The organism is Ruegeria sp. AJ12, assembly GCF_056536245.1.
In genome coordinates this window covers 50,285-76,139 of the sequence record NZ_JBQFJJ010000001.1, presented here as the reverse complement: position 1 = coordinate 76,139, position 25,855 = coordinate 50,285, and the positions used below count along the sequence as shown (strand labels likewise).

Here is a 25,855-nt window from a genome sequence, read left to right as displayed (position 1 = left end):
TACGGCCGGCGGACACACATGCGGGCCGAAACAGTGCCCAAGGGCGTGTCCGGCTGCTCCGTTTTTGGGATTTCGATCGGCCCGTGCTACGCTCTACCAATGGATCGTGCTTTTTCCCCACCCTTCTGGGCGATGCCCCTGGATGCCGAAGCGGCCACCGGTCCGGAAAGAAAACCAATGCGTGCGCCGGTGTTCATCCACGACGCGGTGACGCCTTTGGGGCAGGACACACTGCTTCTGAAACTCTGGCGCGACCAGAGTGCAGATCAGGACGAATAGGTCGGATGGAACTTGCCGCCCGGTGACAGGGTGAAAATCTCGACCCCGTCCGCCGTGACACCCACTGAATGCTCAAACTGCGCCGACAACGACTTGTCGCGTGTCACCGCGGTCCAGTCATCGGCCAGCGTTTTGGTCTCGGGACGGCCAAGGTTCACCATCGGTTCGATGGTAAAGAACATGCCCTCTTCCAGAACCGCACCAGTGCCCGGACGACCGTAATGCAGGACGTTTGGCGGTGCATGAAACACCCGGCCCAGCCCATGACCGCAGAAATCGCGGACAACACTCATCCGATGGGCCTCGACATAGGCCTGGATCGCATGGCCGATGTCACCGAACGTATTGCCCGGTTTGACCATATCGATGCCTTTGAACAGGGCGTCGTGGGTCACCTGGATTAGCCGCTCGGCTTTGCGCGGCAGCTTGCCCGCCACATACATGCGTGACGTGTCGCCGAACCAGCCGTCGACGATGACGGTGACATCGATATTCAGGATATCGCCGTCCTTGAGCTTCTTGTCTCCGGGAATACCGTGACAGACGACGTGATTGACGCTGATGCAGCTTGCGTGCTGATAACCCTTGTAGCCGATGGTCGCCGACTCTGCGCCCGCATCCTCCACCATCCGGGTGATGGCCCGGTCAATCTCGCCCGTGGTCTGGCCGGGAAAGACATGGTCCGCGATATCGTCGAGAATCCGCGCGGCCAGGGTCCCTGCCGCCTGCATGCCGGCAAAGTCACCCTTTTCATAGATGCGGATACCGTCCTTGGTCAGACGGCCACGATGGTCTTTCATCGGTGCGGGGCTCCAAATGTTTCGCGCAGCATTCCTTTTACGCTGCTTGCGCAGAAAGTACCAGAGGACGTTGGGTCGCATTGCAAGTTCACCAATCGCCCTAAATATCAAAATGATAGATCCGTGGGTGTGATTTAACGAGTTCAGGTTTGATCTATTCGATTTCTGGGAACTTGTAGGGCATTGAAAATGGTTAATAAATTTGATCCGCTGGGGGCGGAGCTTTCCGCTATCAGTGACTTGTTGAAAAAAGGCCGATCGGACAGAGCATATAAACGGGCAACAAAGGCCGCAAAAAAGTGGCCAAAGACCTCAGCACTGCCCAGACTTGCGGGGTTGAGTGCCGTTCAGCAACAGAAATTCAAACTGGCGCAGACGAATTTCGAACGTGCGTGGAGCCTTGATCCCAACAATCCGGAACTGATCCAAAACTATGGGCTGAGCTTGGTGCAGGGCGGTGACTCCGGCGAAGCGCTGCGATTCATTGACGAGATCGGAACCCGGGCGCCATTGACGCCTGCACAGCGGTTCATACGGGCCATGGCGCTCTTGCGTGAACACCAAAAAGAAAAGGCCCTTACGGCCGTCGAGCAGGTACTAAAGGTCCAACCCAAGAACCTTCAGGCCCTTTGCCTCAAGGCTGATATTCTGGATGAGTTGCGTCAGTGGGATGATGCGCTGGATTTGCTAACCGGCCTCGTCAAACAGAACCCGAAGTTTCATTATGGCCAATTGCGTCTGGCCAAGGCGCATGTTGGGCTGGGCCGGCTGGATGACGCCCTGACGCATGCCCGCGCCGCGTTTCACTTGGCGCCAGACCATCCCGAAACACTGGAGTTGATGGCGTCGCTCCCGAATTTGCTGCGGGACGACCGATCCAAGCTGAACAGTCGGATATCGCAGGCCTTCAACGGTCAGCGCCCATCCGGACGGGAAAGTGCCGCCATGGTTCACTTTGCTGCTGCAGCTTTGGCGCGTCAGGATGATGACACCGACAAAGAGATGGCCAATCTGCAAGAGGCACACGGGTTTCTGCGCGCGGGTCTCAAGGGCTGGGAGGAACGAAACGAAGAGCAATTCAACAAGATACTGGCGGCACCTTTGCCCGTTGCCGCTTCTGGAGCGCGTTCGGATCTTCCCCGGCCGATCTTTGTCGTTGGTCTGCCCAGATCCGGCACCACATTGGTCGAGCGTGTTTTGTCGGCCCACTCTGGCGTTCAGGGGCTCGGGGAACTGGCAAGCGTTCACCATTGGGCCAGAACAGCTTTGGCCGAGCCGGACGGGTGGCAGGACGTGCACGGTCTGGCTGACTATTACTTTCAGAGACTGCCCAAGCTGACCGGAGACGCCGTGGCATTCGTGGACAAAGCACCGGGCAACTATGCCTATCTCGGGGCGATGGCACAGGCGTTTCCCAAGGCGGTGATCCTGAACGTGGAACGCGATCCCCGTGATGTCGCCCTTTCGATGTGGCGCGCGCATTTTGGTGCTGCGGGACTCTATTTCACTCATGACCTGAAATGGATGGCGGCAGAGGCCAACCGGTATCGCCACTACATACGGCATTGGCAGGACATGCTGCCCGGGAGGATTCATGACATTCGGTATGAGCATCTTGTGAACAACCTGAAGGAAACCTCCGAACGACTCGCGCAGATATGCGACCTGCACTTCGAAGATGGCATGCTGTCGCCGCATGCCTCTGCGGACGCCGTCAAAACCGCGAGCAACCTGCAAATCCGCAAACCGGTGACTGCATCGTCTGTCGGAGGCTGGCGGGCAGTGTCTGAACACCTGACCCCATTTGTCCGTGAACTTGATCCGGAACTGTGGCCGGAGGTTCGAGACGCAGTGTGACGAGTGTGCGGGGCTCCGGCGTCGGGTAGCGTTTTCCGCGCGGCGCTGTTTTGCGGCGTTGTCTTAACCTGAAGAGGTCAGGCTTTCTCCGACCCAAACGCCTTCAGGTGAGATCTGCGTGTCATAGACCAGTCGTTCCACGCCGCGCTTTTGTGCGTTTTCAAACGCCGCCGCATAGGTCGGGTCGATATCCGCCGCCAATGCGAAACGGTCGCAATCTGTGCGCTGGATCAGATACAGCAGAACGGCCCGGTGCCCCTGTTCCACCATTGTCGTCAACTCACCCAGATGCTTGGTGCCCCGCGCGGTGACGCTGTCGGGAAACTCACCCAAACCGGGCTGGCGCGAAAGCGTCACGCATTTGACCTCGACATAGGCATCGGACAGTCCGGGCTGGGACATCAGAAAGTCGATGCGGCTGTTCTGGCCGTACTTTACCTCGGGGCGTACGGTTTCGTACATGGCCAGTTCGCGAATCTTGCGGGCTTCCAGGGCTGCGCGTAGGGCTCTGTTGGGCACGGATGTGTCGACGCCGGTAAAATGCCCGTTCTCGTGATCGACCAGCCGCCAGCCGTATTTGAGCTTTTTCTTGGGATCATCGTTCGGCTCGAGCCAGATTTTCATCCCCGGCTCGGCCAGCCCGAGCATCGAGCCGGGGTTGGCGCAATGGGCCGTGATCTCGCGGCCATCCTCCAGCAGGCAATCAGCCAGAAAACGTTTGTAACGGCGGATCAGGCGGGCGGGGATCAGGGGCGTGGCGAATTTCATGTCATCCGCCTTACCCCGCACCCGCCCACAAGGAAAGGGTCAGACCAGACCCGCCATCACACCGCCGTCAACGTCCCAGACCGCGCCTGTGACCCAGGACGCGTCCTCGGACAGCAGATGCACGACGGTATTGGCTACGTCCTCGGGACGGCCCACCCGGCCTATCGGGTGGAATGCGTCGAAACCGCCGGTCAGCGTTTCCTCGATCTGGTCCGGTTCGATAAATGCCCCGTAGATGGGCGTCACCACCACGGCGGGCGAAACGGCGTTCACGCGTATTCCATGCTCCGCCAATTCCATGGCGAGGTGCTGGGTCAGCGAATGCAGGCCGGCCTTGGCCATGGAATAAGCCGACGACGGGGTCGCCCGAACCGCCTGCTTGGCCCACATGGACCCAATGTTGACGACGCTTCCGCTGCCGTGGGCCTTCATGTTCTCGGCTACGGCCTGAGTGATGAAAAAGGTCGCGCGGTTCAGGTCCATGTAGGCGTCATAGTCCTCGGGCCCGTGTTCAAGGAACGGCTTGGGCGCGAAAGTTCCGGCCGCATTGACCAGGCCCTTGATATGCCTGTCGCCGGACTGGATCCGGTGAATCAGTCCTTCGACCTCTGTCGTGTTGCGCAAATCGACCTGCAGCGTTTCCGCAGCATCACCCAGTTCTGATTGGGCGTCCTTGAGTTTGGTCGAGGACGAGCCGACCAGCGTGACATGCTGACCTTGGGCCACGAGTTGTCGCGCCGTGGCCAGCCCCATACCGCTGGACCCGCCAATGATGAGAGTTGTTTGCAGTGTCATGATCATGTTTCCTATCTACTGATAGGTAGACATATTGAGGATGGAAAATCCAATTTCAACCCCCTATCTAATGATAGGTAGATTTCTGGATGTGCGATCAATGAAAAATCGAGGCAAACCCCTGACGGAAACGGCGAACCGAATCCTTGATGTTGCTGAACGTATGGCGCGGCAAGGCGGTTACAACGCGTTCAGTTTTCGGGATATCGCGACTGAAATCGGCATCAAGTCCGCCAGTATTCACTACCACTTTCCAACCAAGGAAGATCTGGGTGAGGCATTGGTGACGCGGTACACGGACCGGTTCATGGATGCGCTGGGGCAACCCGACGCGGTCGAACCGGTGGAGCTTCTGACACGCTATGTGCAGGTGTACCGATCAGCTTTGATCGAACAGGACCTGATGTGTCTGTGCGGTATGTTCGGTGCCGAAATTGCGAAACTTCCCGACCCGGTCGCCAATCGGACCCGGGACTTTTTCGAGCGTAATCTGGATTGGTTGGAAACGGTGTTCCAAGCGACAAAGTCCGATGATCCCAGGGCGCGGGCCGGCGAGACAATTGCCCGTTTGGAGGGCGCGATGATCCTGGCGCGGTCGCTCAATGATATGGATCTGTTCAACCGGATCACCGCCAATCTGCCGGCTGAGGCCCTGCGTCGCTGACAATGGGGCCTTGCGAGGCCGGGCAGGACGGATATCTTGCCCGCATGCCGCAGCAAGAAAGGACAGGCCATGTCAAACCCAACCGCAGCCATGCTTGTGATCGGGGACGAAATCCTGTCTGGCCGTACCCGCGATTCGAATATGCATTATCTGGCCGGGGAGCTGACCAAACACGGCATTGACCTGAAAGAGGTCCGCATGGTCAGCGATGACGCCCACGCCATAGAGACCGCAGCCAGAGCTCTGTCCGACACTTATGATCACGTGTTTACAAGCGGGGGCATCGGACCGACACATGACGATATCACGGCGGACTCCATCGCTCGTGCCTTTGGCGCGCAAATCGATATACGCGACGACGCGCGCGCATTGCTGCAGGCCCATTACGACAATTCCGGGCTGGAGTTGAACGCTGCGCGGCTGCGCATGGCTCGTATTCCGGACGGCGCCGTGTTGATCGACAACCCGGTTTCGACCGCACCAGGGTTTACTCTGAAAAACGTGCATGTGATGGCCGGGGTGCCGTTGGTATTTCAGGCCATGGTCGCCAGTATTTTGCCAACCCTGACCGGCGGCAGTCCGCTTTTGTCGCAAACCCTGCGCGTCAATCGGGGCGAGGGCGATATCGCCGCAACTCTGTCGTCCCTGTCCGAGGCGTTTGAAGACCTGTCCATTGGCTGCTACCCGTTCCAGATCAACGGGGTCTTCGGCGCAAATGTGGTCGTACGTGGAACCAACGGCGCACGGATTGATGCGGCCATGACGCGATTGGCGAAAGAGCTGCAGCTGTGAGTCCCAACTGGCCCGAAGTTGTCGACGGTACATGGCCCGCAGCCCGATACGAGAAACTGGGCCCGTTTCAGTTACGCGAAGGTCAGGGGGCCGGATCGCGCGTGTCGGCGGCCAGCGCGCTGGATGCCGCGACCGAGGCGGATATCGACGCGGCAGAGACTGCAATGCGGGCGATGGGCCAGAAAAGCATCTTCAGCCTGCGACCGGGGGATGAGGCGCTGGATGCACAACTGGCTGCGCGCGGGTACGAGATCCTCGACCCGGTCAATATCTATGCCTGCCCGGCGGTTCATCTGACAGACGACGCCATCCCGCCGGTGATGGTTTTCACCATCTGGGAGCCGTTGGTGATCATGCGCGAAATCTGGGCAACCGGTGGGATTGGGCCGGAACGGATTGCGGTCATGGAGCGTGCCCCGGGACCTAAAATCGGGTTGTTGCTGCGCCACAGCGACCAACCCTGCGGAACGGCCTTTGTCGCGATGCATAAGGATGTCGCAATGGTGCACGCGCTCGAGATCCTGCCGGATCACCGCCGTCAGGGTTTGGGCCGCTGGGCGATGCGGGCCGCGGCCTTCTGGGCAATGGACAACGGTGCACAGACCCTTAGCGTGATCTGTACCAAGGCCAACCATGGGGCCAATGGCCTCTATCGTTCGCTCGGGATGGAGATTGCCAGCGAATACCATTACCGTCAGCACGTCCAAGGAGAACGACCATCGTGACAAAACAAGACATGCCCACCGCGCTGGACCTGCCCATGGCTGACCCGCTGCCGCCCGAGACGCAGAAATACTTTGATATCTGCGTCGAAAAACTGGGCATGGTGCCAAATGTGCTCAAGGCCAACGCATTTGACATCGCCAAGCTGAATGCCTTCACCGCGATGTACAATGACCTGATGCTGGCCGACAGTGGCCTGTCGAAATTGGAACGCGAGATGATCGCCGTGGTCGTGTCTTCGATCAACAAGTGCTTCTATTGCCTTGTCGCCCATGGTGCGGCGGTGCGACAGCTGTCAGGCGATCCGCAGCTGGGCGAAATGCTGGTGATGAACTACCGGGTTGCGCCGCTGGACAATCGCCAGCGTGCGATGCTGGATTTTGCCGCCAAAATGACCATCGCCAGCGCCGAAATCGAAGAGCCCGATCGCCAGAAGCTGCGCGATGTCGGATTCAGCGACCGCGACATCTGGGACATCGCCAACGTGGCCGGGTTCTTCAACATGTCCAACCGCGTGGCAAGCGCCACGGCCATGGTGCCGAACGACGAATATCACGCGCAGTATCGATGATCCGATTTCTGGCCCTTTTGATTCTGATACAGGCCGCACCGGTTGCCGCGCAGGATCTGACCCTGCCGTCCAGTGCCCGGCAAATCAGCGACCGCACGTCCCCGCTCGACAGCTACGACCTGCCAATCGGGCCATATGCGGATGGCGCGGTGCCCGCGCGGACAGTCGAAGGGCGGGTTGAGCGGTTTTCCTGGCGTTTGCAGGCCGGTTCCAGCACGACGCTACAGCTTTTGGCACCGTTGCGGGACCAGATCGAGGCGCAGGGCTTTGAGATCCTGTTCGAATGCGAGGCGCGCACCTGCGGCGGCTTTGACTTCCGCTTCGACACCGAAGTGATTCCGACGCCGGACATGTATGTGGCGATTCAGGACTACCGGTTTCTGTCCGCCACCAAGGGGCCGGAAGTGCTGAGCCTTTTGGTCAGTCGCAATCCGCCTGACGGGTACATTCAGATGATCCGCGTCACACCGCAGGATGCGCCGGACCCATCGCCAGTGGTGATCGAAGAAACGGTCGACGGGGCCGGAGGTCTTTTGACCGAGTTTGAGCAAACCGGGCACGTCATTCTGGACGATCTGCATTTTCGCACCGGCGAAGTGGCCTTGGGGGATGGCCCGTTTGCGTCTCTGGCGCTGCTGGCTGGGTTTCTGGCCGAAAACCCGGACACCCGGCTGGCGCTGGTCGGACACACCGATGACACGGGCGCTCTTGACGCCAATATTTCGGTCAGCAAACGGCGGGCCGAGGCGGTCCGGGCTCGGCTGATCGAGGCGCATGGCGTTGCCGCCGGCCGTGTCGAAGCGCAGGGTGTGGGATATCTGGCTCCGATCACATCAAACGCAACCGCCGAGGGCCGCGACTTGAATCGCCGGGTCGAAGCGGTATTGCTGGTCAATTGAGCGCGGCGGAATAAGTCCAGCCTCAGACCCTGTTCCCGAACGCAAGGAGGTATCATGCCAGATCAGACAAACACGCCACAGGCTTTGATCATTGGTGCAGGCGTTGGTCTGTCTGCCTCATTCGCCCGGGCATTGGCGCAAGATGGGTATAGCCTGCATTTGACGGCGCGGGATGTTTCGGACCTTGAACCTCTTGCGGCTGAAACCGGTGCTGCGTTGCATCAGGTGGACGGCACCGATGCCGCAGGTATGGCGGCTTTGATCGACGAACTGCCCGGTGAGTTGCGCGTGGCCTGCTACAATCCTTCGGCCCGGCAGCGCGGACCAATAACCGAACTGGATCCCGAAACGGTCCGCAAAGCCGTTGAGGTCACGGCCTATGGTGCCTTTCTGCTGGGTCAGGCCGCCGCCCGCCGCATGCTGACGCAAGACCTGCGCGACAATCGGCGCGGCACAATTCTGTTCACCGGCGCCTCCGCCGGGGTCAAGGGCTTCCCGCTGTCGGCCCCTTTTGCAATGGGGAAGTTTGCGCAACGCGGTCTGGCGCAATCCATGGCGCGGGAGTTGCACCCCAAAGGCATTCACGTTGCGTGGATCAATATCGATGGCGGCATCCGGAACCCGGCCCGCCCCGAGCGGGTGGATCCGGCCGGCAATCCCGACAGTATGCTGGACCCGGACGCCATTGCCCGGGAATACATGCACCTTATTGATCAGGACCGATCAACATGGAGCAATGAACTGACGCTTCGTCCCTGGGTCGCGTCCTTTTGAGGGGCAAAGGTGGCTGAACAAAAAAAGACCCGCACACCATGTGCGGGCCATCAAAGTTCACCGGGAGAATTTACCAATCCATCGGGCCCTTTTCGTTGAAGGACTCGACAAGAAAATCAATGAAAGCTCGCACCTTGGGCTGCGTAAAGCGACCGGGCGGGTAAACGGCATATACGCCCTGAACCTCGTCCGGCAGCGACGGCATTGCGTCCAGCACCTGACCGGATTTCAGGGCTTCGGCATAAAGATAGCTTGGCAGATACGCGATCCCCAGCCCGGAAATCGCTGCATTCAACAGTGACTGACCGTCATTGACGCTCAGCCAGCCGGCTGTGCGCACCTGCCTCTTTTCGCCCGAGGGCGCGGTCAGTTTCCAGACATTGCCTGATGACTGGCTGGAGTAATGCAGCAGTTTGTGCTCGTTCAGGTCGTCGATCTTCTGCGGGCGGCCGAACTTCTCGATATAGCTCGGCGCAGCCACCATCCGTTTTACAGTTTCCGTCAGCTTGCGGGCGCGCAGGGTGCTGTCTTCCAGTTCGCCAATGCGCACGGCGACATCAAACCCTTCGGAAATCAGTTCGACGTACCGGTTGTTCAGAACCATGTTCACGGTGATGTCGGGATAGGCCGAAAGGAACTCGGACAACACAGGCGACAGGTGATTGACCCCAAAATCTGTCGCAACGCTGATCCGCAGCAGGCCCGACGGCGCGGACTGCATGGATGTCACCAATGCATCTGCTTCGCCTGCATCATTCAGGACCCGGCGCGCGCGGTCATAATAGGCCAGCCCGATTTCAGTCGGCGAAACCCGGCGCGTTGTGCGGTTCAGCAAACGTGCCCCAAGACGCGCCTCGAGGCTCGAGACGTGTTTGGACACGGCCGATTTGGAGATGCCCATCTTTTTGGCCGCATCGGTGAAGCCACCCTGGTCCACCACGTTGGCAAAGGCTTCCATTTCGGTCAGTCGGTCCATTCTCGTACCCCAGGTCTTGGTTCCTGACCCGACAATCGCCTCCAATCTGGGCGGAAACGGGGCAGACATGGGATAATATCGGGGTTTTGAATCGGATCGTTTGCGCTTAGGAAACGCCGAAACAATGGTTTCCGTAGCCTCCGCATGGCCCACATCGGGCGGTTTTCGAGATTTTTGCCCTTTCATGCTAAGGTGAGCGTGGCAAATTTGTGACCAGGGAGAAGATCATGAAAGCCTTTTTCGCTGCTATAGCCTTGTGCCTGTCGGCCACAGTTTTATTCGCGGGTGGGGAAACCCCTTCGAACCCCGATGCAAAGGTTTACTTCGTCAATCTTGCCGACGGCGACACGGTTCAGTCGCCCGTCACCGTTGTCTTCGGCCTCAGCGGCATGGGCGTTGCGCCCGCGGGGACCGAAGCAGAGAACACCGGGCATCATCACCTGTTGATCAACCGCCCGCCTCTGGGTGAAGGCGAAGATGGAGCGGATGAGCTGGCTTATGGCCTGCCGACGGACGAGAACCATCTGCATTTCGGGGGTGGCCAGACCCAGGTGACACTGGATTTGCCCGCGGGTCAGCACACGCTGCAACTGGTGTTGGGGGATGCCGGTCACGTTCCGCATGCCACGCCAATTGTGTCCGAAGTCATCACGATCACCGTGGAGTAGGTGCGCCACCTGCCGTCCTACTGAAACCCTCTGCCGTGAAAGTGTTTACATTTCTCGGCAGTTTGGAGAAGTTGCGGTACTTGCGTGAAGGGGGTCGCACATGACGCTGGAATTCTTTCTGACATCTCTGATTGTCGTGCTTTTGCCCGGCACCGGTGTGATCTACACGCTGGCCATCGGGCTTGGACGCGGCTTTCCTGCCAGTCTTGCCGCTGCCGCAGGATGCACTGTTGGTATCGTCCCCGCAGCCGTTGCCAGTATCATCGGCCTCTCCGCACTGTTGCATACCAGCGCACTGGCGTTCCAGGTTCTCAAGTTTCTGGGCGTGCTCTATCTGTTTTACATGGCTTGGGGGATGCTGAGGCAAGGTGGCGCATTGGAGGTCAATGCCGAGAAAACCGCCAGGGGATACCTTAGGATTGCCGCCACCGGGACTTTGATCAATGTCCTGAATCCCAAGCTATCGTTGTTTTTCCTTGCTTTTCTGCCCCAATTCCTGCCCGCTGACACGGCGCATGCGGGCGCCGAATTGATCAAACTCGCCCTGGCTTTCATGGCGATGACCTTTATGGTCTTCGTCGGATACGGCGCATGTGCAGCTCTGGCGCGGGACTACGTTATTCACCGCCCGTCTGTCATGGCTTGGATCAGGCGGAGTTTCTCCGCTGCGTTCGGAGCACTTGGTGTCAAGCTGGCTTTGACCGATTGACCCGTATCGTTTTCAACTCATAGGGCTGCGGCAAGCCGTGTGCCCTGATCAATTGCCCGCTTGGCGTCCAGTTCCGCTGCCACGTCGGCCCCTCCAATCACATGCGGAGTGATCCCGTATTCGATCAAGGCATCCGCAAGGCTGCGATCCGAAACCTGACCTGCGCACAGGACGATCGTGTTGGCCGGAATGACCGTTGGGTCGGCGCGCTCTTCGCCAAAGCTGACATGCAGACCTTCGTCGTCGATGCGTTCATAGTTCACGCCGCCAACAAAGCTGACGTCTTTCATCTTCAGTGTGGCGCGGTGGATCCAGCCGGTTGTTTTTCCCAGCCCCTTGCCATGCGCCTGTTTCTTGCGTTGCAGCAAAGTCACCTTGCGCGCCGGGGCTGCCGGTTGAGGGCCTTCGGGTGCCAAGCCCGCCCGATGCTCGGCCGGATCGGTCACGCCCCATTCCTTCATCCATGCCGGTAAATCGGTGGTGATGCTGTGGCCATCCTCCAGCAGGAACTCGGACACGTCAAAGCCAATACCACCCGCGCCGATCACGGCGACGGATTTGCCCACCTCGGCTTTCTCGCGCAGCACGTCGATGTAACTGAGGACATTGTCGCGGTCCTGCCCCGGAATTTGCGGGTCCCGTGGCATGACGCCGGTGGCGATGACCACCTCGTCGAACCCGGTCAGGTCGCCGGCGCTGACATCCCGGTTCAGTTCCACTTTCACGCCCAGATCATCCATCATGGTGCGATACCAGTCGACCAGCCCCCAGAACTCCTCTTTCCCCGGCACCTGTTTTGCCATGTTCAACTGGCCGCCAATCTCTGAGGCGCGGTCAAACAGGGTGACGTCATGGCCGCGCTGGGCGGCGGTCATGGCCGTAGACAGGCCCGCGGGCCCCGCCCCGACAATGGCAACGGTCTTGGGTGTTTCGGCTTGGCCAATGATCAGTTCGGTTTCGCTGCAGGCGCGCGGGTTGACAAGGCAAGAGGTCAGCTTGCCACTGAATGTGTGATCCAAGCAGGCCTGATTGCAGGCGATACAGGGCGCGATCTTGGCGGCCTCACCGGCAATGGCCTTGTTCACGAATTCCGCATCCGCCAGCATCGGACGCGCCAGCGACACCATATCGGCGCACCCGGTGGACAGCACCTCTTCGGCCACTTCTGGCGTGTTGATCCGGTTTGACGTGATCACCGGGATCGAGACCTTGCCCATCAGCTTTTTGGTCACCCATGCAAAAGCCGCGCGCGGCACGCTGGTGGCAATCGTCGGTATGCGGGCCTCGTGCCAGCCGATACCGGTATTGATGATCGTGGCCCCGGCCTGCTCAATTCTCTGCGCCAACTCTACGACCTCGTCATGGGTCGAGCCATTGGGCACTAGGTCGATCATCGACAGGCGGTAGATGATGATGAAATCGGTGCCCACGGCCTCACGTGTGCGTCGCACAACCTCGATCGGCAGGCGCATCCGGTTTTCGTAAGACCCGCCCCAGCGATCCGTGCGCTTGTTCGTGTGAGTCACAAGGAACTGGTTGAGGAAATACCCTTCGGACCCCATGATCTCGACGCCGTCATAGCCGGCCTTTTGCGCCAGAACCGCAGCGGTCACGATATCGCCGATCTGTTTCTCGATGCCCTCTTCGTCCAGTTCATGCGGTGGAAACGGAGAGATCGGGGATTTCACCGGGCTGGGGGCTACACATTTTGGGCCATAAGCATAGCGCCCTGCATGCAGGATCTGCATCGCGATCTTACCGCCGGCCTCATGCACGCGTTCGGTGACGATGGCGTGTTTTGCGACCTCATCGTCATTTGTCATCATCGAGGCACCCGGCAAAACCGATCCTTCCAGGTTCGGTCCGATTCCTCCGGTGACCATCAGCGCCACACCACCGCGCGCCCGGTCGGCGTAGAACTCCGCGACCCGGTTCCAGTCGCCGGTTTCTTCCAGCCCGGTATGCATCGAGCCCATCAGCACACGGTTTTTCAGCGTGGTAAAACCAAGATCCAGCGGCGCCAGCATGTTCGGGTACGCAGTCATTACGAAACTCTCCCTCAATTTGCGGCAGACCATTGCCTTGCCGTGGGCGGGTGTCACGCAAAACCCAACGTCATTCTCCTTTGCTGACGCTGCGGCGCTTGTTACAGGTTGGCCGAACAACCAGCGAGGCCGCGCATGACCCCGGAAGAAATCGCCAAACTGCCCTACCGTCCCTGCGTTGGCCTGATGCTGATGAATGCAGAAGGCAAGATATTTGTGGGTCAACGCAATGATCGCCACAAAGACGCCTGGCAAATGCCCCAGGGCGGTGTCGACAAGGGCGAAGACCCGCGCGACGCGGCCTTGCGCGAGCTGTGGGAAGAGACCGGGGTACCGGCGGATTTGATTGAGATCGTCGCCGAGACCGACGGCTGGTTACCCTATGACCTGCCGCATGACATCGTGCCGAAAATCTGGAAGGGCCGCTATCGCGGGCAGGAGCAGAAATGGTACCTGATGCGGTTTGTCGGGCGCGATGATCAGATCAATATCGAGACCGACCACCCGGAGTTTACCAACTGGAAATGGCAGGAGCCCGCGCGTCTGGTCGCGGAAATCGTGCCCTTCAAACGCGGGGTGTATGGGCAAGTCGTTGCCGCCTTTGCCGATCATCTGCCATAAACCGGTATGCGTATCGAAGTCATCTGGCCCAAGTACCGCACCCGGTTAAAGGCGTTCCTGCATTCCCGCGTGTCGAACACGGCGGATGTGGACGATCTGCTGCAAGAGATATCGATCAAGGTATTCACCGGCCTGCCGGGCCTCAAGGACCCGGCCAAACTGCAATCGTGGCTGTTTCAGACGGCTGAGCGCACGATTATCGACCACTACCGCAAAACTGGGCGGGCACAGGCGCATTCTGACGATCTTTGGTACCACCAGGACGATCCAGAAACCCGGCAGGATCTCGAAGGCTGTGTGGAACCCTTCATTCAAGGGCTGCCCGGAGAAATGTCTGACATGCTGATGGCCATCGACATTAACGGCATGTCTCAACGCGACTATGCGCAGACCCATGGCCTATCCTATTCCACTTTGAAATCGCGCGTGCAAAAGGGCCGGGCCGAGCTCCGCAAGGCCTTCGAGGACTGCTGCAACATCTCGATGGACGTGCGCGGCAATATCTCGGATGTGCAGGAAAAATCGGGCTCCTGCAAAAAATGTTGATCTGAGCGTCGTCTTTTTGGCTTGGGCTTCGTCTGACAGAGGACACCACCAAAAAGGAAAGACCAGTGATCCGTATCATCAGCTTCAAGATCTGCCCCTTTGTCCAGCGCGTGACCGCGACGCTCGAGGCCAAGCAGGTGTCCTATCAGATTGACTACATCAGCCTCAGTGACAAACCGGACTGGTTTCTGGAACTATCGCCCACCGGTCAGGTGCCTGTGCTGGTGACCGAAGGCGGCGCGGCTTTGTTCGAATCCGATGCCATCATCGAATACATCGACGAGGTCACAGCGCCATTGCAGGACAACCTGGCGCCGGAACAACGGGCGCTTAATCGCGCCTGGAGCTATCAGGCCAGCAAGCACTATCTGGTCCAGTGCAGCACGATGCAAAGCGCCGATCAGGGGACTTATGACGAACGGAGTGCCAAGCTGGACAAGTCGTTTGAGAAAGCCGAACGGCAATTGGGCGACGGTCCTTATTTCTCGGGCCGGACGGTTGGCAACGTGGATATGGCTTGGTTGCCGTTGCTGCACCGCGCCGCAATTGTCGCCGATCACAGCGGGCATGACATGCTGGCTGACTATCCCAAAGTGAAGGCGTGGCAGCAGGCTCTTTTGGCCACCGGAATCGCGCAGAAATCCGTCTCAGAGGACTTTGTTCCTGCGTTCTCCGATTTCTACTTGGCTGACCGAACGTGGCTGGGTCGCGGAGCCAACAGAAACGAAGAGCCCGCACCGCTGGCCGCAAAGCGCTCGGGCGGGTGTTGCGGTTAGGACATTGGATGCCTCGTGCCGGTCAGAGGATTGGCACGAGACGCTCAAATCAGGCCGCAGAAAGCGTTCTCATCATCAGTTCAATTGCTTCGGTTTTTGTGCAACGGTCCATGCTGAAGGCAGACTATGACCACGCACAACAAGGGCACGCTCTCATGACGACCAAAGCTGAACTTGAGGCCGAGTTGGAAAAACTCCGAACGCGCAACGCCCAACTGGAGGCAAAGGCTGATCGGGGCACAAAGACCGATGATGAACCGGACAACTCCCCGCCGGTCAAGACAACCGACGAGATTCGAAACCTTCTGGCAGAGCACGGTGTTGATCTGTCCAAAGCCGAGGCGTTGGGAGAGGAAGCGATTGCAGAGTTTGGCAGGCTGCAGAAAGACTACCCGATCACTGCCCTGCTGGTGGCTTTCACGTTGGGATACGCAGTTGGACGGGCGCAGGGATAGGAATTGACAATGAACAGACTGAGCAGAAATCTGACAACGATCTATCGGACCGAACGCCTGATCACACGCCGCCGGCTGGCGGTTGTGCAGCAGCAAACCATCATGATGGCGCTCGCTGGCATTGCGGTGCTGGCCGCTTTGGTGCTGCTAAATGTTTCCCTTTATTTTGTTCTGAACGCGTGGATGTCCCAAGCGGCCTCTGCTGCTGTTCTGGCATTTGCCAACCTGTTCCTGGCCGGACTGCTTGTCCTGATCGCAAGACGTACAAACGTCGAAAGCGAGATCGCTCCTGCCGTTGAAGTCCGGGATATGGCCATCGCCGACATCGAAGACGAGCTGGAAGACATGGCGACCGAGGCGCGCCAGATCGTTCAGGCGATCAAGAGCATCGGCTCCAACCCCTTGGGCTCATTGCCCGCGCTGCTGATCCCGCTTCTGACGGCGATACTGAAAAGCCGGCAGGAGAAGTAGCCGCCGCTTTGCGCCTACAGCAAGCCTTCGGCCCGCAGCAGTTCCAACATGTTTGTCTCGGGCCGTGGACCGATGTGGCTGATAACCTCACGGGCGCAGATATTGCCGATGCGGGCGCAGGTCTCATAATCCCGCCCCGTGGCCATACCGAACAGGAAACCGGCGGCGAACTGATCGCCTGCTCCGGTGGCATCCACGGGAACAACCTTGTCGACCGGAATGTCGATGCGCGTGCCGTTGTCCAGCACCGTCACACCATCGCCCGAGCGGGTGCAGACGACCAGCGGGCAAATCTTGGCTGTCTTGGCCAGCGCCTCTTCCAAATCGTCTGTCTCAAATAGCGATTTGATCTCCGCCTCGTTCCCGATCACGAAATCCAGTTCGTTCTCGATCAGCAGCAGAAAATCGACCCGATGCCGTTCCACGCAGAACGGGTCGGAAATGGCGATGCCGGTCTTGCCGCCGCCCCTGTGGCAGTCGCGCGCAGCTTCGAGGAACGCGGCCTTGCCTTTTTCCTTGTCGAACAGATAGCCCTCAAGGAACATGATCTGGCTGTTGCCCGCCACGTCGGCAGACACATCTGCCGAGGACAGCTCGGAGGAAATCCCGAGATACGTGTTCATCGACCGCTCGCCATCGGGCGAGACGAAGATCATCGAGCGTGAGGTCGGCAACTCTCCGCCGGGGACAGGCGGGTTCACGAAGTCAACGCCGTCTTCGTTCATCGCATCCGCATAAAACCGCCCCAGCGCGTCGTCATGCACGCGCCCGATGAACGCGGCTTCCAGCCCCAGCGCGCCAGCCCCGGCGATCGTATTGGCGACCGAACCTCCGGGTGTCTGAACCCGACCTTCCATCGCGGCATACAGCACCTCGCCCCGATCCCGCTCGATCAGCTGCATGATGCCTTTCTCGATCCCCATCAGTTCCAGGAAATTGTCGTCGGCCTGGGAAATCACGTCTACAACGGCATTTCCGATGCCGACAAGCTGGTAGGTCTTCATAGGTTCTTGTCCTCGAATTGACAGAGATCTCGAATGATGCAGGTGCCGCAGAGCGGCTTGCGCGCCTTGCAATGATAACGCCCATGCAGGATCAGCCAGTGATGCGCATGCAACTGAAAATCGGTGGGAATGTTGTCTTCGATGGCGCGTTCGACCGCATCCACATGTTTGCCGGGGCAGATACCGGTGCGATTGCCGACACGAAAGATATGGGTGTCGACCGCCTGCGCCGGATAGCGCCACCACATGTTCAGTACGACATTGGCCGTCTTGCGCCCGACACCGGGCAGCGATTGCAGCGCCGCGCGGGAATTGGGCACCTCGCCGTCGTAGTCCTCGACCAGAATACGGCTCAACTTGATGACGTTTTTGGCCTTCTGACGGAACAGACCGATGGTCTTGATATGCTCGATCAGACCCTCTTCGCCCAGATCCAACATCTTTTGCGGTGTATCGGCGATCTTGAACAGGTCACGCGTGGCTTTGTTGACGCCCGCATCGGTCGCCTGTGCCGACAGCGCGACCGCGACGACCAGAGTATAGACGTTCACATGTTCCAACTCACCCTTGGGTTCGGGGTCGGCGTCGTGAAAACGCGTAAAGATCTCGCGGATCGTGTGGTAATCGAGTTGCTTTGCCATCCGCGCCTTAATGCCGCCCGTGAGGCCGTGACACAAGCCCAAAGCCTATGCGCAAGTTCCGGGTCGCTTGGACGTGTCCCGCGCGCTATGGTTTAGACCAGAAAATGAGGTGAGACCCATGAACATCCAGACCCCGGAAAGCGGCTATCACTACAACGTCATGCGGCGTGCGATTGAGCTGATCGATCAGGGCGGGGAAACCCTCAGCCTCGATGAACTGGCCCGCCAGATGGATATGAGCCCGGCGCATTTTCAACGCCTGTTTTCGCGCTGGACCGGCGTGTCGCCCAAACGGTATCAGCAATACCTGACGTTAGGCCACGCCAAGGCGCTGCTGCGCGAGCGGTTCACGACGCTGGAAACCGCGCATAACGTCGGCCTGTCGGGCAGCGGTCGTCTGCACGACCTGTTCCTGAAATGGGAATCGATGAGCCCCGGTGAGTACGCCCGCAAGGGCGAAGGGCTGACGATCCATTGGGGCTGGTTCGAATGCCCCTTTGGCCCTGCGCTGGTCATGGGCACCGACAAGGGGATCTGCGGTATCGCCTTTGGGGCCGAAACCGGCGAGGAACACGCGATGGAAGACATGATCTCGCGTTGGCCCAAAGCCGAATTTATCGAGGATCCTATGCGTCTGCGTCCCTGGGTTCTGAACGCCTTTGGCGCTGCCAGTGACAGGCTTGAGCCTACACCGCTTTACCTGATCGGCTCACCGCTGCAGATCAAAGTCTGGGAAGCGCTGATGCATATCCCCTCGGGTCAGGTTACCACCTATTCCGAGATTGCACAGCGCGTCGGCTCCCCTCAGGCGGTGCGGGCCGTTGGCACAGCGGTCGGGCGCAACCCGGTCAGCTGGCTGATCCCCTGTCACCGTGCCCTGCGCAAATCGGGCGGCCTTGGCGGGTATCACTGGGGCCTGCCGGTCAAACGTGCCATGCTGGCCTTTGAGGCCGCTCAGGCCGAAGCCTGATTGACAGAGTGACCCGAGGCTGCCAAAAGGCGCGGCAGGTTCGGGTCTCCTGCCGTTCGCGGCCTTCTGGCATTGGTGAAACCCGGTTGATACCACATCTGTTGCCCTTTCCCGGCGCGCGGATGGCAATGCGAACCCCGTCCTGACTTCGCGCCCGTTCAAGGAAACGAGGCAAGACATGAACCCTTCCAGACACATTGCTCCGGTTGAGGAGCTGAAGGCGCAGGCGAAACGTCTGCGTGGAGAGTTGCGCGGCACCGGTGCCGTGCTCTCGCACAGCGAAGCACTGGAAATGATCGCTCATCAGCATGGCGTACGGGATTGGAACACTCTGCGCGCCATGGCTGGAAACCGGATGCTTTTGCAAGTCGGCGATCGGGTCGCGGGGCGCTATCTTGGTCAGCCCTTTACAGCGATCGTTCGTGGCATGACAACGCTGGGTGACGGATCGCGCCGCAGGATCACCCTGCATTTTGATGACCCCGTGGATGTTGTCCGGTTCGACAGCTTTTCGGCGTTTCGGCAACGTGTCACAGGTGAAATCGGGTGGGACGGGCGATCAACCCGGCGCACGTCAGACGGCACACCCCAGCTTGTGGTGCGTCCGGTTTGATCGAACAGGGTGAGGGGCCGTATGCGCCCCTTCGCCAATCAGACCTGCGCTGCCCTGACCCGCTTCCTGCGCAATCCGGTGGTGTCTTTTCCTTCTCGCCGTATCCGGGTCGTCGCGCCGCGCCACGGATCGCTATCGGTTCTCCTGCCATTAAACAGGAGACTTGAAATGGATTTTGCACGGCGAACTATTATCGTAACCGGGGCCAACAGCGGCATAGGCAAGGTCGCCGCTGAATTACTGGCAAAACAAGGCGCCCGCCTTGTCCTCGGCGCCCGCCGATCCGAGCCTTTGGACAGCGTCGCACATGAGATTGAAAAACTAGGTGGCGAAGCCATCGCACTTGCCGGAGATGTCGGCGACCCGGACTATGCGGCCCAACTGGTCGCAGCGGCCGAGAACCATTTCGGAGCCTTAACCGGCGCTTTTAACAATGCCGGAATTGTCGGGGACCTGTCACCCGCAGAGGATATGCCGATCTCGACATGGGATCAGGTTCTGCGGACCAATCTCACCAGTGCATTTCTGGCCGCGCGGGTGCAGATTCCTGCGTTGAAACGCGCAGGTGGCGGGGCCTTGCTGTTTACCGCGTCCTTTGTGGGCTATTCCAATGGCGGTTTGCCGGGCATGGGCGCGTATGCGGCCTCCAAGGCCGGTCTGATCGGTCTGGTGCAGTCGCTGGCGGCGGATCACGGCAAAGACAACATCCGGATCAACGCGATCCTGCCGGGCGGTACGCTGACACCCATGGCCGGAGAGGATCCCGATATTCACGCTTACATCTCGGGTAAACACGCGCTGGGTCGTCTGGCACAGCCTGCAGAGATTGCACAGGCGGCGCTTTTCCTGTTGTCGGAAAACGCCAGTTTCGTCACCGGTAGCGCGATGCTGGCCGATGGCGGCGTGTCCGTTCGATTCGAATAGAGACACTTGGCCGCCGTTCCCCGGCGGCCAAATTCACTGCGCAGGTTATTCGGCAGCCCAGCCGCCAACGGCCTTGACTTCTAAAAAGTCCTCCAGACCCCAGACGCCCCCTTCACGCCCGTTGCCGGATTGCTTCGTGCCGCCAAACGGAGACCCCGCGCTGCGCGATTTGCCATTCATCTCGATCATCCCTGACCGAAGAACACGGGCCATCCGGTTGGCGCGGTCGCCATCCTGCGTCTGAACGTAGTTCGTCAGCCCGTATGGCGTGTCGTTGGCGATCTCAACGGCCTCGTCTTCGGTGTCAAAGGGGATCATGGTCAGGACAGGGCCAAAGATTTCCTCGCGTGCGATGGTCATCTGGTTGTTGGCGTCCGCAAAGACTGTCGGGCGTACATAATACCCCTTGTTCAGACCCTCGGGGCGACCGGTGCCGCCCGCAACCAGACGTGCACCTTCGTCGATCCCTTTCTGGATCAGATCCTGAATCTTGGTCCATTGCAGTTCGTTCACGACCGGGCCGATATGGCGGCCTTCTTCCAGCGCGGGGCCGACTGACACCTTGCTTGCAACCTCGGCGGCGGTTTCGACCGCCTGATCATAGATCGGGCGCTGCACCAGCATCCGGCTGGGCGCGTTGCAGCTTTGGCCGGTGTTGTTCATCATATGCAGAACGCCGCGTTTGACGGCCTTTTCATCTGCATCGGCGAAGACCAGGTTCGCGCCTTTGCCGCCCAGCTCCAGGTGTACCTTTTTCAGCGTATCAGCCGCATTTTTGGAAATTGCCGTGCCGGCGCGGGTCGAGCCGGTAAAGCTGATCATGTCCACGTCCGGATGCGCCGACAGTTGCGAGCCAACGCCGACGCCATCGCCGTTCACCAGATTGAAGACGCCCGGCGGGAACCCGGCCTCATCCATCAATTCGGCAAAGATCATTGCGTTCAGGGGGCTTTGCTCGGACGGTTTCAGCACCATGGTGCAGCCTGCAATTGCCGCTGCGCCGACCTTGAGCGTGATCTGGTTCATCGGCCAGTTCCATGGGGTTATCAACCCGGCAACGCCGACCGCCTCATAGATGATCCGGTCATTCGGAGCGTGATCGCCCAGGGGGCGTTCGAACTCGAACGTTTTGGCGGCCTGAATGAATTCATTCAGGTGCCACGACCCGGCGCCAACCTGCTGGCTGCGCGACATGTCAATCGGCGCACCCATTTCCAGCGACATCGCCTGCGCCAGGTCTTCGGAGCGGGTCTGGTAGACAGCGATCAGCTTTTCGACCAGTGCAATGCGCTCGGCCACCGGCGTTGCCATCCAGCCCGGCAGGGCAGCCTTGGCGGCAGCCACGGCGGCGTTGGTATCGGCCTCGGACCCCAGTGAGATCACGGCGCAAGGCTCTTCGGTTGACGGGTCGATCACTTCGAAATCGTTCGCCGCCGAGGGGGCGACCCATTCACCGTTGATGTAGAAATCGCGTTTTTCGATCATGGCTCATCCTCCTGACCATGCAGCCCCCGGGGGCGGTTTCCGGCGCCACTCTGTCATCGACATCAGAGGTCGGCAAGAGGGTGAAATATGGATTTGATCAAATTTTTCAGGCAGAGGATTGCTAAATAAACACCGCAGTTCGATGCAGATGGTTTAACCTGCGTACAAAGTGGTTAGGTTTACCCAACCGACTCGGTTTGTTTGACAGAAAGGAGATGCCCCATGGGTTTGCGCATCAACGACACGGTCCCGAATTTCACCGCAGAAACGGATCAGGGTACCATTCAGTTCCATGACTGGATCGGCGACAGCTGGGCGATCCTGTTTTCACACCCCAAGGATTTCACCCCGGTCTGCACCACCGAGTTTTCAGCCGTGGCCCAACTGAATGACGAGTGGGCTGCACGCAACACCAAAGTGATCGGCGTCTCTGTTGATGGGGTTGAGGACCACAAGAAGTGGAAGAAGGACATCGAGGCCTACGGCAATGCCAACCCGGGCTTCCCGATCATCGCCGATGATGGTCTGGCCGTATCCAAGGCTTTTGATATGCTGCCTGCCGAGGCCTACCTGCCGGATGGCCGCACGCCGGCCGACAGCGCCACCGTGCGGTCGGTGTTCATCATCGGTCCCGACAAGCAGTTGAAACTGTCGATGACCTACCCGATGACCGTGGGCCGGAACTTTGCCGAGATCTTGCGGGCGCTGGACGGATTGCAGATGTCGGCCAAAGGTGTGGCAACCCCTGCGAACTGGGTGCCGGGCGAAGACGTGATCATCCCGCCGACCGTGTCGAATGAGGACGCAAAAGAGAAGTTCGGGGAGTTCGAGACGATTTTCCCCTATCTGCGCAAGACCAAGGCGCCGTCGTAAGGCGGATGTCGGGTCAGGGGGGCTGTCTGCCCCCCATCGCGCCTGTGGCGCAATTCCCCCCGAAGGTATTTCTAGCCAGATGAAGCAGGCGGGCGTTGCGGGTGCAGATGGAGTTGCGCCCGGTAGGCCGCGCGTTTGAATTCACGGGTCAGCTTGTCAGCTAGCGGCGGTTTGGTCTGGATCGTTGATCCGCCGATTTCGCCGGCGACTTCTTTGTTGCCACATCCAAGCAGCGTGTGAACGGGTTGGCCGGTCAGCCAGTGCATCTGCAAAAACGTGTCCACGGGACGATCGATCTTGTCGGTCGCGGCCAAAAGACGTTCGGCGGTGTGCCGTCCCACCATCTGACAGACGCATTGCAGGCCGATCACCTTTGGCAGGATCAGTTGCAACCCGTTGCGCTCTGCAACCGTTTCTGCAGAGGTTTCGCGCTGTTTCGCCGGAAGGCGGATATAGTGATCCGGTGTCGCCACCGGGGCCAACAAGTCCAGCGCCTCGGCCAGGCGGGCGGGATCGACGCGCAGATCATCCTCGGCGATGATGGCCAGATCAATTTTTTCCTCGACCAGTTTCCGCCAGATCCGGCGATGGCTTTCGAAGACGCCGATCTCGGCAGGGCGGAGCGCAAACGGGTAGTGTGGACGGTGAAGGTTGCCTGGGTGCAGCTCGACACCCGCGATCTGGTCCGGATCACGCCCATTCACAGCCTCGAACAATTCCGCATTTGGCAGGTCGGCACAAAGCTGATCGGCATTGGGTTGCCGGGCGGTGCTGGAAGACATGTGGATGATGAAGGAGCGCATGGTCCCGTGCATAGAACACGGGATCATGTGGGGGAAGGGAAACCGGTGAGAAACATGCTCAAGCTGGAACCATCGACTGCTGCGCAAGTCGAACCGGATGTTGAAGACGGGGAGTCAGGATTCCGAACGGTGTGTAGGTACTGCGCCGGACCTGTCCACCAGAGGCTCTGACAGCAACTCTTCAACAAAAAAGCTGAGCAACTGGACCCGGCCGGACACACCGGCCTTGCGATAAACCGCTGCGCTCTGGGCTTTGATCGTCCCTTCCTTTGTCTCGCGCATCTGCGCGATTTCGGCGATGGATAGCCCCTTGATGGTCAGCAGGGCGACGTCGCGCTCAGCATCGCTCAACCTCCATTCGGTGAACTGATGGGCGATGATCTGGGCGAAAGCGCCCCTTGCCATGTCCAACTGGCGCTGCATGTCGCGCACGCGTCGGTTCTGTGCCCGGATCAACGCGATCGTCGCGGTCAAACCGCCAATCAGAGCCAGCGACAGAACAAACTCGAACCCGTGCAAGTGGCGGAACCCGGCATGTTCGCCGCCGGTTATGTCCATAACTGCATCTGTCACGAAAAAGGCGGCGCAGAGGGCCTGCACCACCAAAAGAAGCCACAACAAGGACGTCTGTGAAATCGTCATACGGCTCCTTTTCAGACCTCAGGCTCAGTCGTTTTCGTCTTCCGCTTCGATGGCGGTAACCACGCCATCAGCCACGCTGATCTCCAGCTCAGTTTCCACGCCATCCTTGCGCAGTTCAACCTCGATCTTGCCATCGTCGAACTCGATTTCTTGAACCACGTACCCTTGCGCCTCAAGGGTTGAACGGATTTCTGCCTCGGATGAGCCGAGTTTGTCGCCAAGACCGACATTGGCAAGGGCCAGGACCGGAACGGCCGAGATCAGACCGGCGAGCGTCAGCATTTTGAATGTTTCCATTTCGAATCTCCATTGGGTTGTGTTGTAGTGCGTTGGACGTGGGTCCGCGGGAGGGGAGCTTCGATAGGTTTTTGGTTGAAACGGGCCGGATTGAACCAAGGTTTACGCGGCCGGATCTGTTGCATCCGTCCGGAGCGTACAGTCTCACCACCTTGATTTTACTGTATTAACCCAGCCCCGCCCGGGTTTAAACGGGCCGGGGCTATCAGGCGGCATGCGCTGTTGTGTATGGGTTTGATTGATCCTGTGCCAGGCCTTTTGGTACGGACAGGTCCGGGTGCAGAAGGCGCACCTCATAGGGTTTGAGCACCGGCAACGCCGTACTACCGTATCCTCCGGCTTCTGATGCCAGATCCGGGAACAGGTCAAACAGCTCGCGCCTTGTTGCAGGAGCCATCGCGCTCAGGGTTGTGTCGCCGGGGAAAAAGGATTCCGACCAGACGCCTTCCACATTCACCAGCTCGTGCTTGTCGAACAGGATGTGGATGTATTCGACGCCCCGGTCGGGCGGCAATTGCGTGATCGCGTCGCCGTCGATCATCCCCTTGGCCGGGGCCAGCATCTGATTTTCGGAATACATCAGTTCCATCCTCGCCGAGGTAACGACGATCCGGTGCTGGGGCGAGACCGTCAAGTCCCGGTTGGGATACCCCGGGGCAAAGCAGCCCGCCTTGATCCGAACCGGGCACAGCCGCGGTTTTGCTTGCAGCTCGCGCCTTGTCAGGCGGCGTTTGCCGATCCATCGAACAGGTTGCGTGCTGCCATTCGCGACGATGACCCGGTCACCCGGCTTCAGTGTCTCAATCCGTCGCTGACCTGCGGCCGTCAGGATCAGCGACCCGGAGGTGAAGCAGACAAATGAGGGCAGTGTCTGGTATGCAGCGGGTGCAGCCGTGCCGGAAAAACCGGTATTGGAGATCGTGTCGCCCAGCGTGACCTGCCCGGATGTGACGATGACGTACCGGGGATTCGAGAACTGGATCAGGGTGAAAGTGACCGGCAGCCCGTCCACCTCGCCGCTATAGCTTTCAAACGTCTGGAAATTCTGTGATGTGCCGCTGAACCCGGGAACGCCGCTGACGTCCAATTGCAGACTTCCGTCAGCATCAGGGTCCTGCAGCAATGCGTCATTGTCGATAACGTCGACCTCATAGGCCGCTTCGATCTCGATAGTGCGAGTGCTGAAGGGATCAGCGTTGATCGCGTAAATGGTGATAGAGGCCACGGTCGAACGGCATCCCAAATAAAGGCGTAACTTTCCTTAAGTTTGAGCTAATACAACTTTAAAGTGTTAACATTTGGTTTACTCTATACCGGCCGGACAGATGCGCCGTGACAGAGCGGGGCGCTGCCGCCATAGCCGACAGCACGCAAACAACAAAAAAAGACCCCGGCCAAAGCCGGGGTCTTTCGC

The 25,855-nt window shown here is 59.4% G+C and carries 31 protein-coding genes; 19 read left to right on the top strand and 12 right to left on the bottom strand.

Translation table 11 applies throughout. The features are described from left to right. Positions 1 to 18 precede the first annotated feature (18 nt). Entirely contained in the window at positions 19 to 279 is a 261-nt protein-coding gene (locus ACR3E0_RS00425) for a hypothetical protein (RefSeq protein WP_480475081.1), read from the top strand. Here the strand turns inward: ACR3E0_RS00425 and map are convergent. Then, positions 267 to 1,079, bottom strand: coding sequence for a type I methionyl aminopeptidase (gene map, locus ACR3E0_RS00420; protein ID WP_480475079.1), 813 nt, complete (start codon positions 1,077 to 1,079; stop codon positions 267 to 269). The genes ACR3E0_RS00425 and map overlap by 13 nt on opposite strands. 336 nt (positions 1,080 to 1,415) lie before the next feature. Here map and ACR3E0_RS00415 point away from each other — a divergent pair, with 336 nt between their 5' ends. Continuing rightward, entirely contained in the window at positions 1,416 to 2,936 is a 1,521-nt protein-coding gene (locus ACR3E0_RS00415; protein WP_480475077.1) for a tetratricopeptide repeat-containing sulfotransferase family protein, read from the top strand. Positions 2,937 to 2,999: 63 nt separating this feature from the next. Here the strand turns inward: ACR3E0_RS00415 and sfsA are convergent, their stop codons facing one another. Together sfsA and ACR3E0_RS00405 are read right to left on the bottom strand one after the other, a co-directional pair. After that, complete coding sequence (gene sfsA / locus ACR3E0_RS00410) at positions 3,000 to 3,704, bottom strand: DNA/RNA nuclease SfsA (protein WP_480475075.1); 705 nt, start codon at positions 3,702 to 3,704, stop codon at positions 3,000 to 3,002. A 39-nt stretch (positions 3,705 to 3,743) separates the two neighbouring features. After that, on the bottom strand, positions 3,744 to 4,499 hold the full coding sequence (locus ACR3E0_RS00405) for an SDR family NAD(P)-dependent oxidoreductase (RefSeq protein ID WP_480475073.1): 756 nt from the start codon (positions 4,497 to 4,499) through the stop codon (positions 3,744 to 3,746). A gap of 100 nt (positions 4,500 to 4,599) precedes the next feature. On the opposite strand from ACR3E0_RS00405, the gene ACR3E0_RS00400 reads away from it, so the two are divergent. The 6 genes from ACR3E0_RS00400 to ACR3E0_RS00375 all read left to right on the top strand — a co-directional run bounded on the left by ACR3E0_RS00400 (position 4,600) and on the right by ACR3E0_RS00375 (position 8,922). Continuing rightward, complete coding sequence (locus ACR3E0_RS00400) at positions 4,600 to 5,163, top strand: TetR/AcrR family transcriptional regulator (protein WP_480475071.1); 564 nt, start codon at positions 4,600 to 4,602, stop codon at positions 5,161 to 5,163. Positions 5,164 to 5,232: 69 nt separating this feature from the next. Further along, entirely contained in the window at positions 5,233 to 5,955 is a 723-nt protein-coding gene (locus ACR3E0_RS00395) for a competence/damage-inducible protein A (RefSeq protein WP_480475069.1), read from the top strand. After that, on the top strand, positions 5,952 to 6,680 hold the full coding sequence (locus tag ACR3E0_RS00390) for a GNAT family N-acetyltransferase (RefSeq protein ID WP_480475067.1): 729 nt from the start codon (positions 5,952 to 5,954) through the stop codon (positions 6,678 to 6,680). Before ACR3E0_RS00395 ends, ACR3E0_RS00390 begins: the two co-directional genes overlap by 4 nt. Further along, positions 6,677 to 7,249 carry a peroxidase-related enzyme gene (locus ACR3E0_RS00385; protein WP_480475064.1) on the top strand — a complete coding sequence of 191 codons (573 nt, stop codon included), beginning with the start codon at positions 6,677 to 6,679 and terminating at the stop codon, positions 7,247 to 7,249. The genes ACR3E0_RS00390 and ACR3E0_RS00385 overlap by 4 nt, the downstream gene beginning before the upstream one ends. Further along, positions 7,246 to 8,148 (top strand): OmpA family protein, encoded by a 903-nt coding sequence (locus ACR3E0_RS00380; protein WP_480475062.1) that lies wholly within the window; start codon positions 7,246 to 7,248, stop codon positions 8,146 to 8,148. Before ACR3E0_RS00385 ends, ACR3E0_RS00380 begins: the two co-directional genes overlap by 4 nt. 54 nt (positions 8,149 to 8,202) lie before the next feature. Continuing rightward, the gene (locus tag ACR3E0_RS00375) at positions 8,203 to 8,922 is read left to right on the top strand and encodes an SDR family NAD(P)-dependent oxidoreductase (RefSeq protein WP_480475060.1); all 720 of its coding nucleotides are present in this window, start codon (positions 8,203 to 8,205) and stop codon (positions 8,920 to 8,922) included. A gap of 70 nt (positions 8,923 to 8,992) precedes the next feature. On the opposite strand, the gene ACR3E0_RS00370 is transcribed toward ACR3E0_RS00375, so the two are convergent. Further along, positions 8,993 to 9,898, bottom strand: a complete 906-nt coding sequence (locus ACR3E0_RS00370) for a LysR family transcriptional regulator (RefSeq protein ID WP_170428302.1) — start codon at positions 9,896 to 9,898, stop codon at positions 8,993 to 8,995. A 227-nt stretch (positions 9,899 to 10,125) separates the two neighbouring features. Here ACR3E0_RS00370 and ACR3E0_RS00365 point away from each other — a divergent pair, with 227 nt between their 5' ends. Then, entirely contained in the window at positions 10,126 to 10,566 is a 441-nt protein-coding gene (locus tag ACR3E0_RS00365; RefSeq protein ID WP_480475058.1) for a DUF4399 domain-containing protein, read from the top strand. A 100-nt stretch (positions 10,567 to 10,666) separates the two neighbouring features. Next, positions 10,667 to 11,275 (top strand): LysE family translocator, encoded by a 609-nt coding sequence (locus ACR3E0_RS00360; protein WP_480475056.1) that lies wholly within the window; start codon positions 10,667 to 10,669, stop codon positions 11,273 to 11,275. Between the two features lie 17 nt (positions 11,276 to 11,292). Here ACR3E0_RS00360 and ACR3E0_RS00355 read toward each other — a convergent pair whose 3' ends face one another. Further along, complete coding sequence (locus ACR3E0_RS00355) at positions 11,293 to 13,320, bottom strand: FAD-dependent oxidoreductase (protein WP_480475054.1); 2,028 nt, start codon at positions 13,318 to 13,320, stop codon at positions 11,293 to 11,295. A 135-nt stretch (positions 13,321 to 13,455) separates the two neighbouring features. On the opposite strand from ACR3E0_RS00355, the gene ACR3E0_RS00350 reads away from it, so the two are divergent. The 5 genes from ACR3E0_RS00350 to ACR3E0_RS00330 all read left to right on the top strand — a co-directional run bounded on the left by ACR3E0_RS00350 (position 13,456) and on the right by ACR3E0_RS00330 (position 16,189). Further along, positions 13,456 to 13,941 (top strand): RNA pyrophosphohydrolase, encoded by a 486-nt coding sequence (locus ACR3E0_RS00350; RefSeq protein WP_480475052.1) that lies wholly within the window; start codon positions 13,456 to 13,458, stop codon positions 13,939 to 13,941. A 6-nt stretch (positions 13,942 to 13,947) separates the two neighbouring features. Beyond that, entirely contained in the window at positions 13,948 to 14,487 is a 540-nt protein-coding gene (gene sigZ / locus ACR3E0_RS00345; RefSeq protein WP_480475050.1) for an RNA polymerase sigma factor SigZ, read from the top strand. A gap of 65 nt (positions 14,488 to 14,552) precedes the next feature. Further along, entirely contained in the window at positions 14,553 to 15,263 is a 711-nt protein-coding gene (locus ACR3E0_RS00340) for a glutathione S-transferase family protein (protein WP_480475048.1), read from the top strand. A gap of 155 nt (positions 15,264 to 15,418) precedes the next feature. Then, positions 15,419 to 15,718: a hypothetical protein gene (locus ACR3E0_RS00335; RefSeq protein WP_480475046.1), complete on the top strand. Its 300-nt coding sequence runs from the start codon at positions 15,419 to 15,421 to the stop codon at positions 15,716 to 15,718. Between the two features lie 9 nt (positions 15,719 to 15,727). After that, complete coding sequence (locus ACR3E0_RS00330) at positions 15,728 to 16,189, top strand: hypothetical protein (RefSeq protein ID WP_480475044.1); 462 nt, start codon at positions 15,728 to 15,730, stop codon at positions 16,187 to 16,189. 14 nt (positions 16,190 to 16,203) lie between these two features. On the opposite strand, the gene ACR3E0_RS00325 is transcribed toward ACR3E0_RS00330, so the two are convergent. Beyond that, the gene (locus ACR3E0_RS00325; protein ID WP_480475042.1) at positions 16,204 to 17,193 is read right to left on the bottom strand and encodes an adenosine kinase; all 990 of its coding nucleotides are present in this window, start codon (positions 17,191 to 17,193) and stop codon (positions 16,204 to 16,206) included. Continuing rightward, positions 17,190 to 17,834 carry an endonuclease III gene (gene nth / locus ACR3E0_RS00320; protein WP_480475040.1) on the bottom strand — a complete coding sequence of 215 codons (645 nt, stop codon included), beginning with the start codon at positions 17,832 to 17,834 and terminating at the stop codon, positions 17,190 to 17,192. The genes ACR3E0_RS00325 and nth overlap by 4 nt, the downstream gene beginning before the upstream one ends. A 118-nt stretch (positions 17,835 to 17,952) precedes the next feature. Here nth and ACR3E0_RS00315 point away from each other — a divergent pair, with 118 nt between their 5' ends. The 3 genes from ACR3E0_RS00315 to ACR3E0_RS00305 all read left to right on the top strand — a co-directional run bounded on the left by ACR3E0_RS00315 (position 17,953) and on the right by ACR3E0_RS00305 (position 20,341). Further along, positions 17,953 to 18,804, top strand: coding sequence for a methylated-DNA--[protein]-cysteine S-methyltransferase (locus ACR3E0_RS00315; protein WP_480475038.1), 852 nt, complete (start codon positions 17,953 to 17,955; stop codon positions 18,802 to 18,804). Between the two features lie 178 nt (positions 18,805 to 18,982). Continuing rightward, a complete protein-coding gene (locus ACR3E0_RS00310; RefSeq protein ID WP_480475036.1) occupies positions 18,983 to 19,417 on the top strand; it encodes a glyoxalase superfamily protein in 435 nt (144 codons plus the stop codon). 168 nt (positions 19,418 to 19,585) lie between these two features. Further along, entirely contained in the window at positions 19,586 to 20,341 is a 756-nt protein-coding gene (locus tag ACR3E0_RS00305; RefSeq protein ID WP_480475034.1) for an SDR family oxidoreductase, read from the top strand. Between the two features lie 45 nt (positions 20,342 to 20,386). Here ACR3E0_RS00305 and ACR3E0_RS00300 read toward each other — a convergent pair whose 3' ends face one another. Further along, positions 20,387 to 21,826 (bottom strand): aldehyde dehydrogenase family protein, encoded by a 1,440-nt coding sequence (locus ACR3E0_RS00300; protein WP_480475032.1) that lies wholly within the window; start codon positions 21,824 to 21,826, stop codon positions 20,387 to 20,389. 222 nt (positions 21,827 to 22,048) lie between these two features. On the opposite strand from ACR3E0_RS00300, the gene ACR3E0_RS00295 reads away from it, so the two are divergent. After that, a complete protein-coding gene (locus ACR3E0_RS00295) occupies positions 22,049 to 22,699 on the top strand; it encodes a peroxiredoxin (RefSeq protein ID WP_480475030.1) in 651 nt (216 codons plus the stop codon). 71 nt (positions 22,700 to 22,770) lie between these two features. Here the strand turns inward: ACR3E0_RS00295 and ACR3E0_RS00290 are convergent, their stop codons facing one another. From ACR3E0_RS00290 to ACR3E0_RS00275, 4 genes are all read right to left on the bottom strand, one after another. Then, positions 22,771 to 23,529 carry a glycosyltransferase family 25 protein gene (locus ACR3E0_RS00290; RefSeq protein ID WP_480475028.1) on the bottom strand — a complete coding sequence of 253 codons (759 nt, stop codon included), beginning with the start codon at positions 23,527 to 23,529 and terminating at the stop codon, positions 22,771 to 22,773. Positions 23,530 to 23,616: 87 nt separating this feature from the next. Next, positions 23,617 to 24,144: a helix-turn-helix transcriptional regulator gene (locus ACR3E0_RS00285; RefSeq protein ID WP_480475026.1), complete on the bottom strand. Its 528-nt coding sequence runs from the start codon at positions 24,142 to 24,144 to the stop codon at positions 23,617 to 23,619. A gap of 24 nt (positions 24,145 to 24,168) precedes the next feature. Further along, complete coding sequence (locus tag ACR3E0_RS00280; protein WP_480475024.1) at positions 24,169 to 24,441, bottom strand: PepSY domain-containing protein; 273 nt, start codon at positions 24,439 to 24,441, stop codon at positions 24,169 to 24,171. Positions 24,442 to 24,646: 205 nt separating this feature from the next. Beyond that, entirely contained in the window at positions 24,647 to 25,666 is a 1,020-nt protein-coding gene (locus ACR3E0_RS00275; protein WP_480475022.1) for a Hint domain-containing protein, read from the bottom strand. Positions 25,667 to 25,855 lie beyond the last annotated feature (189 nt).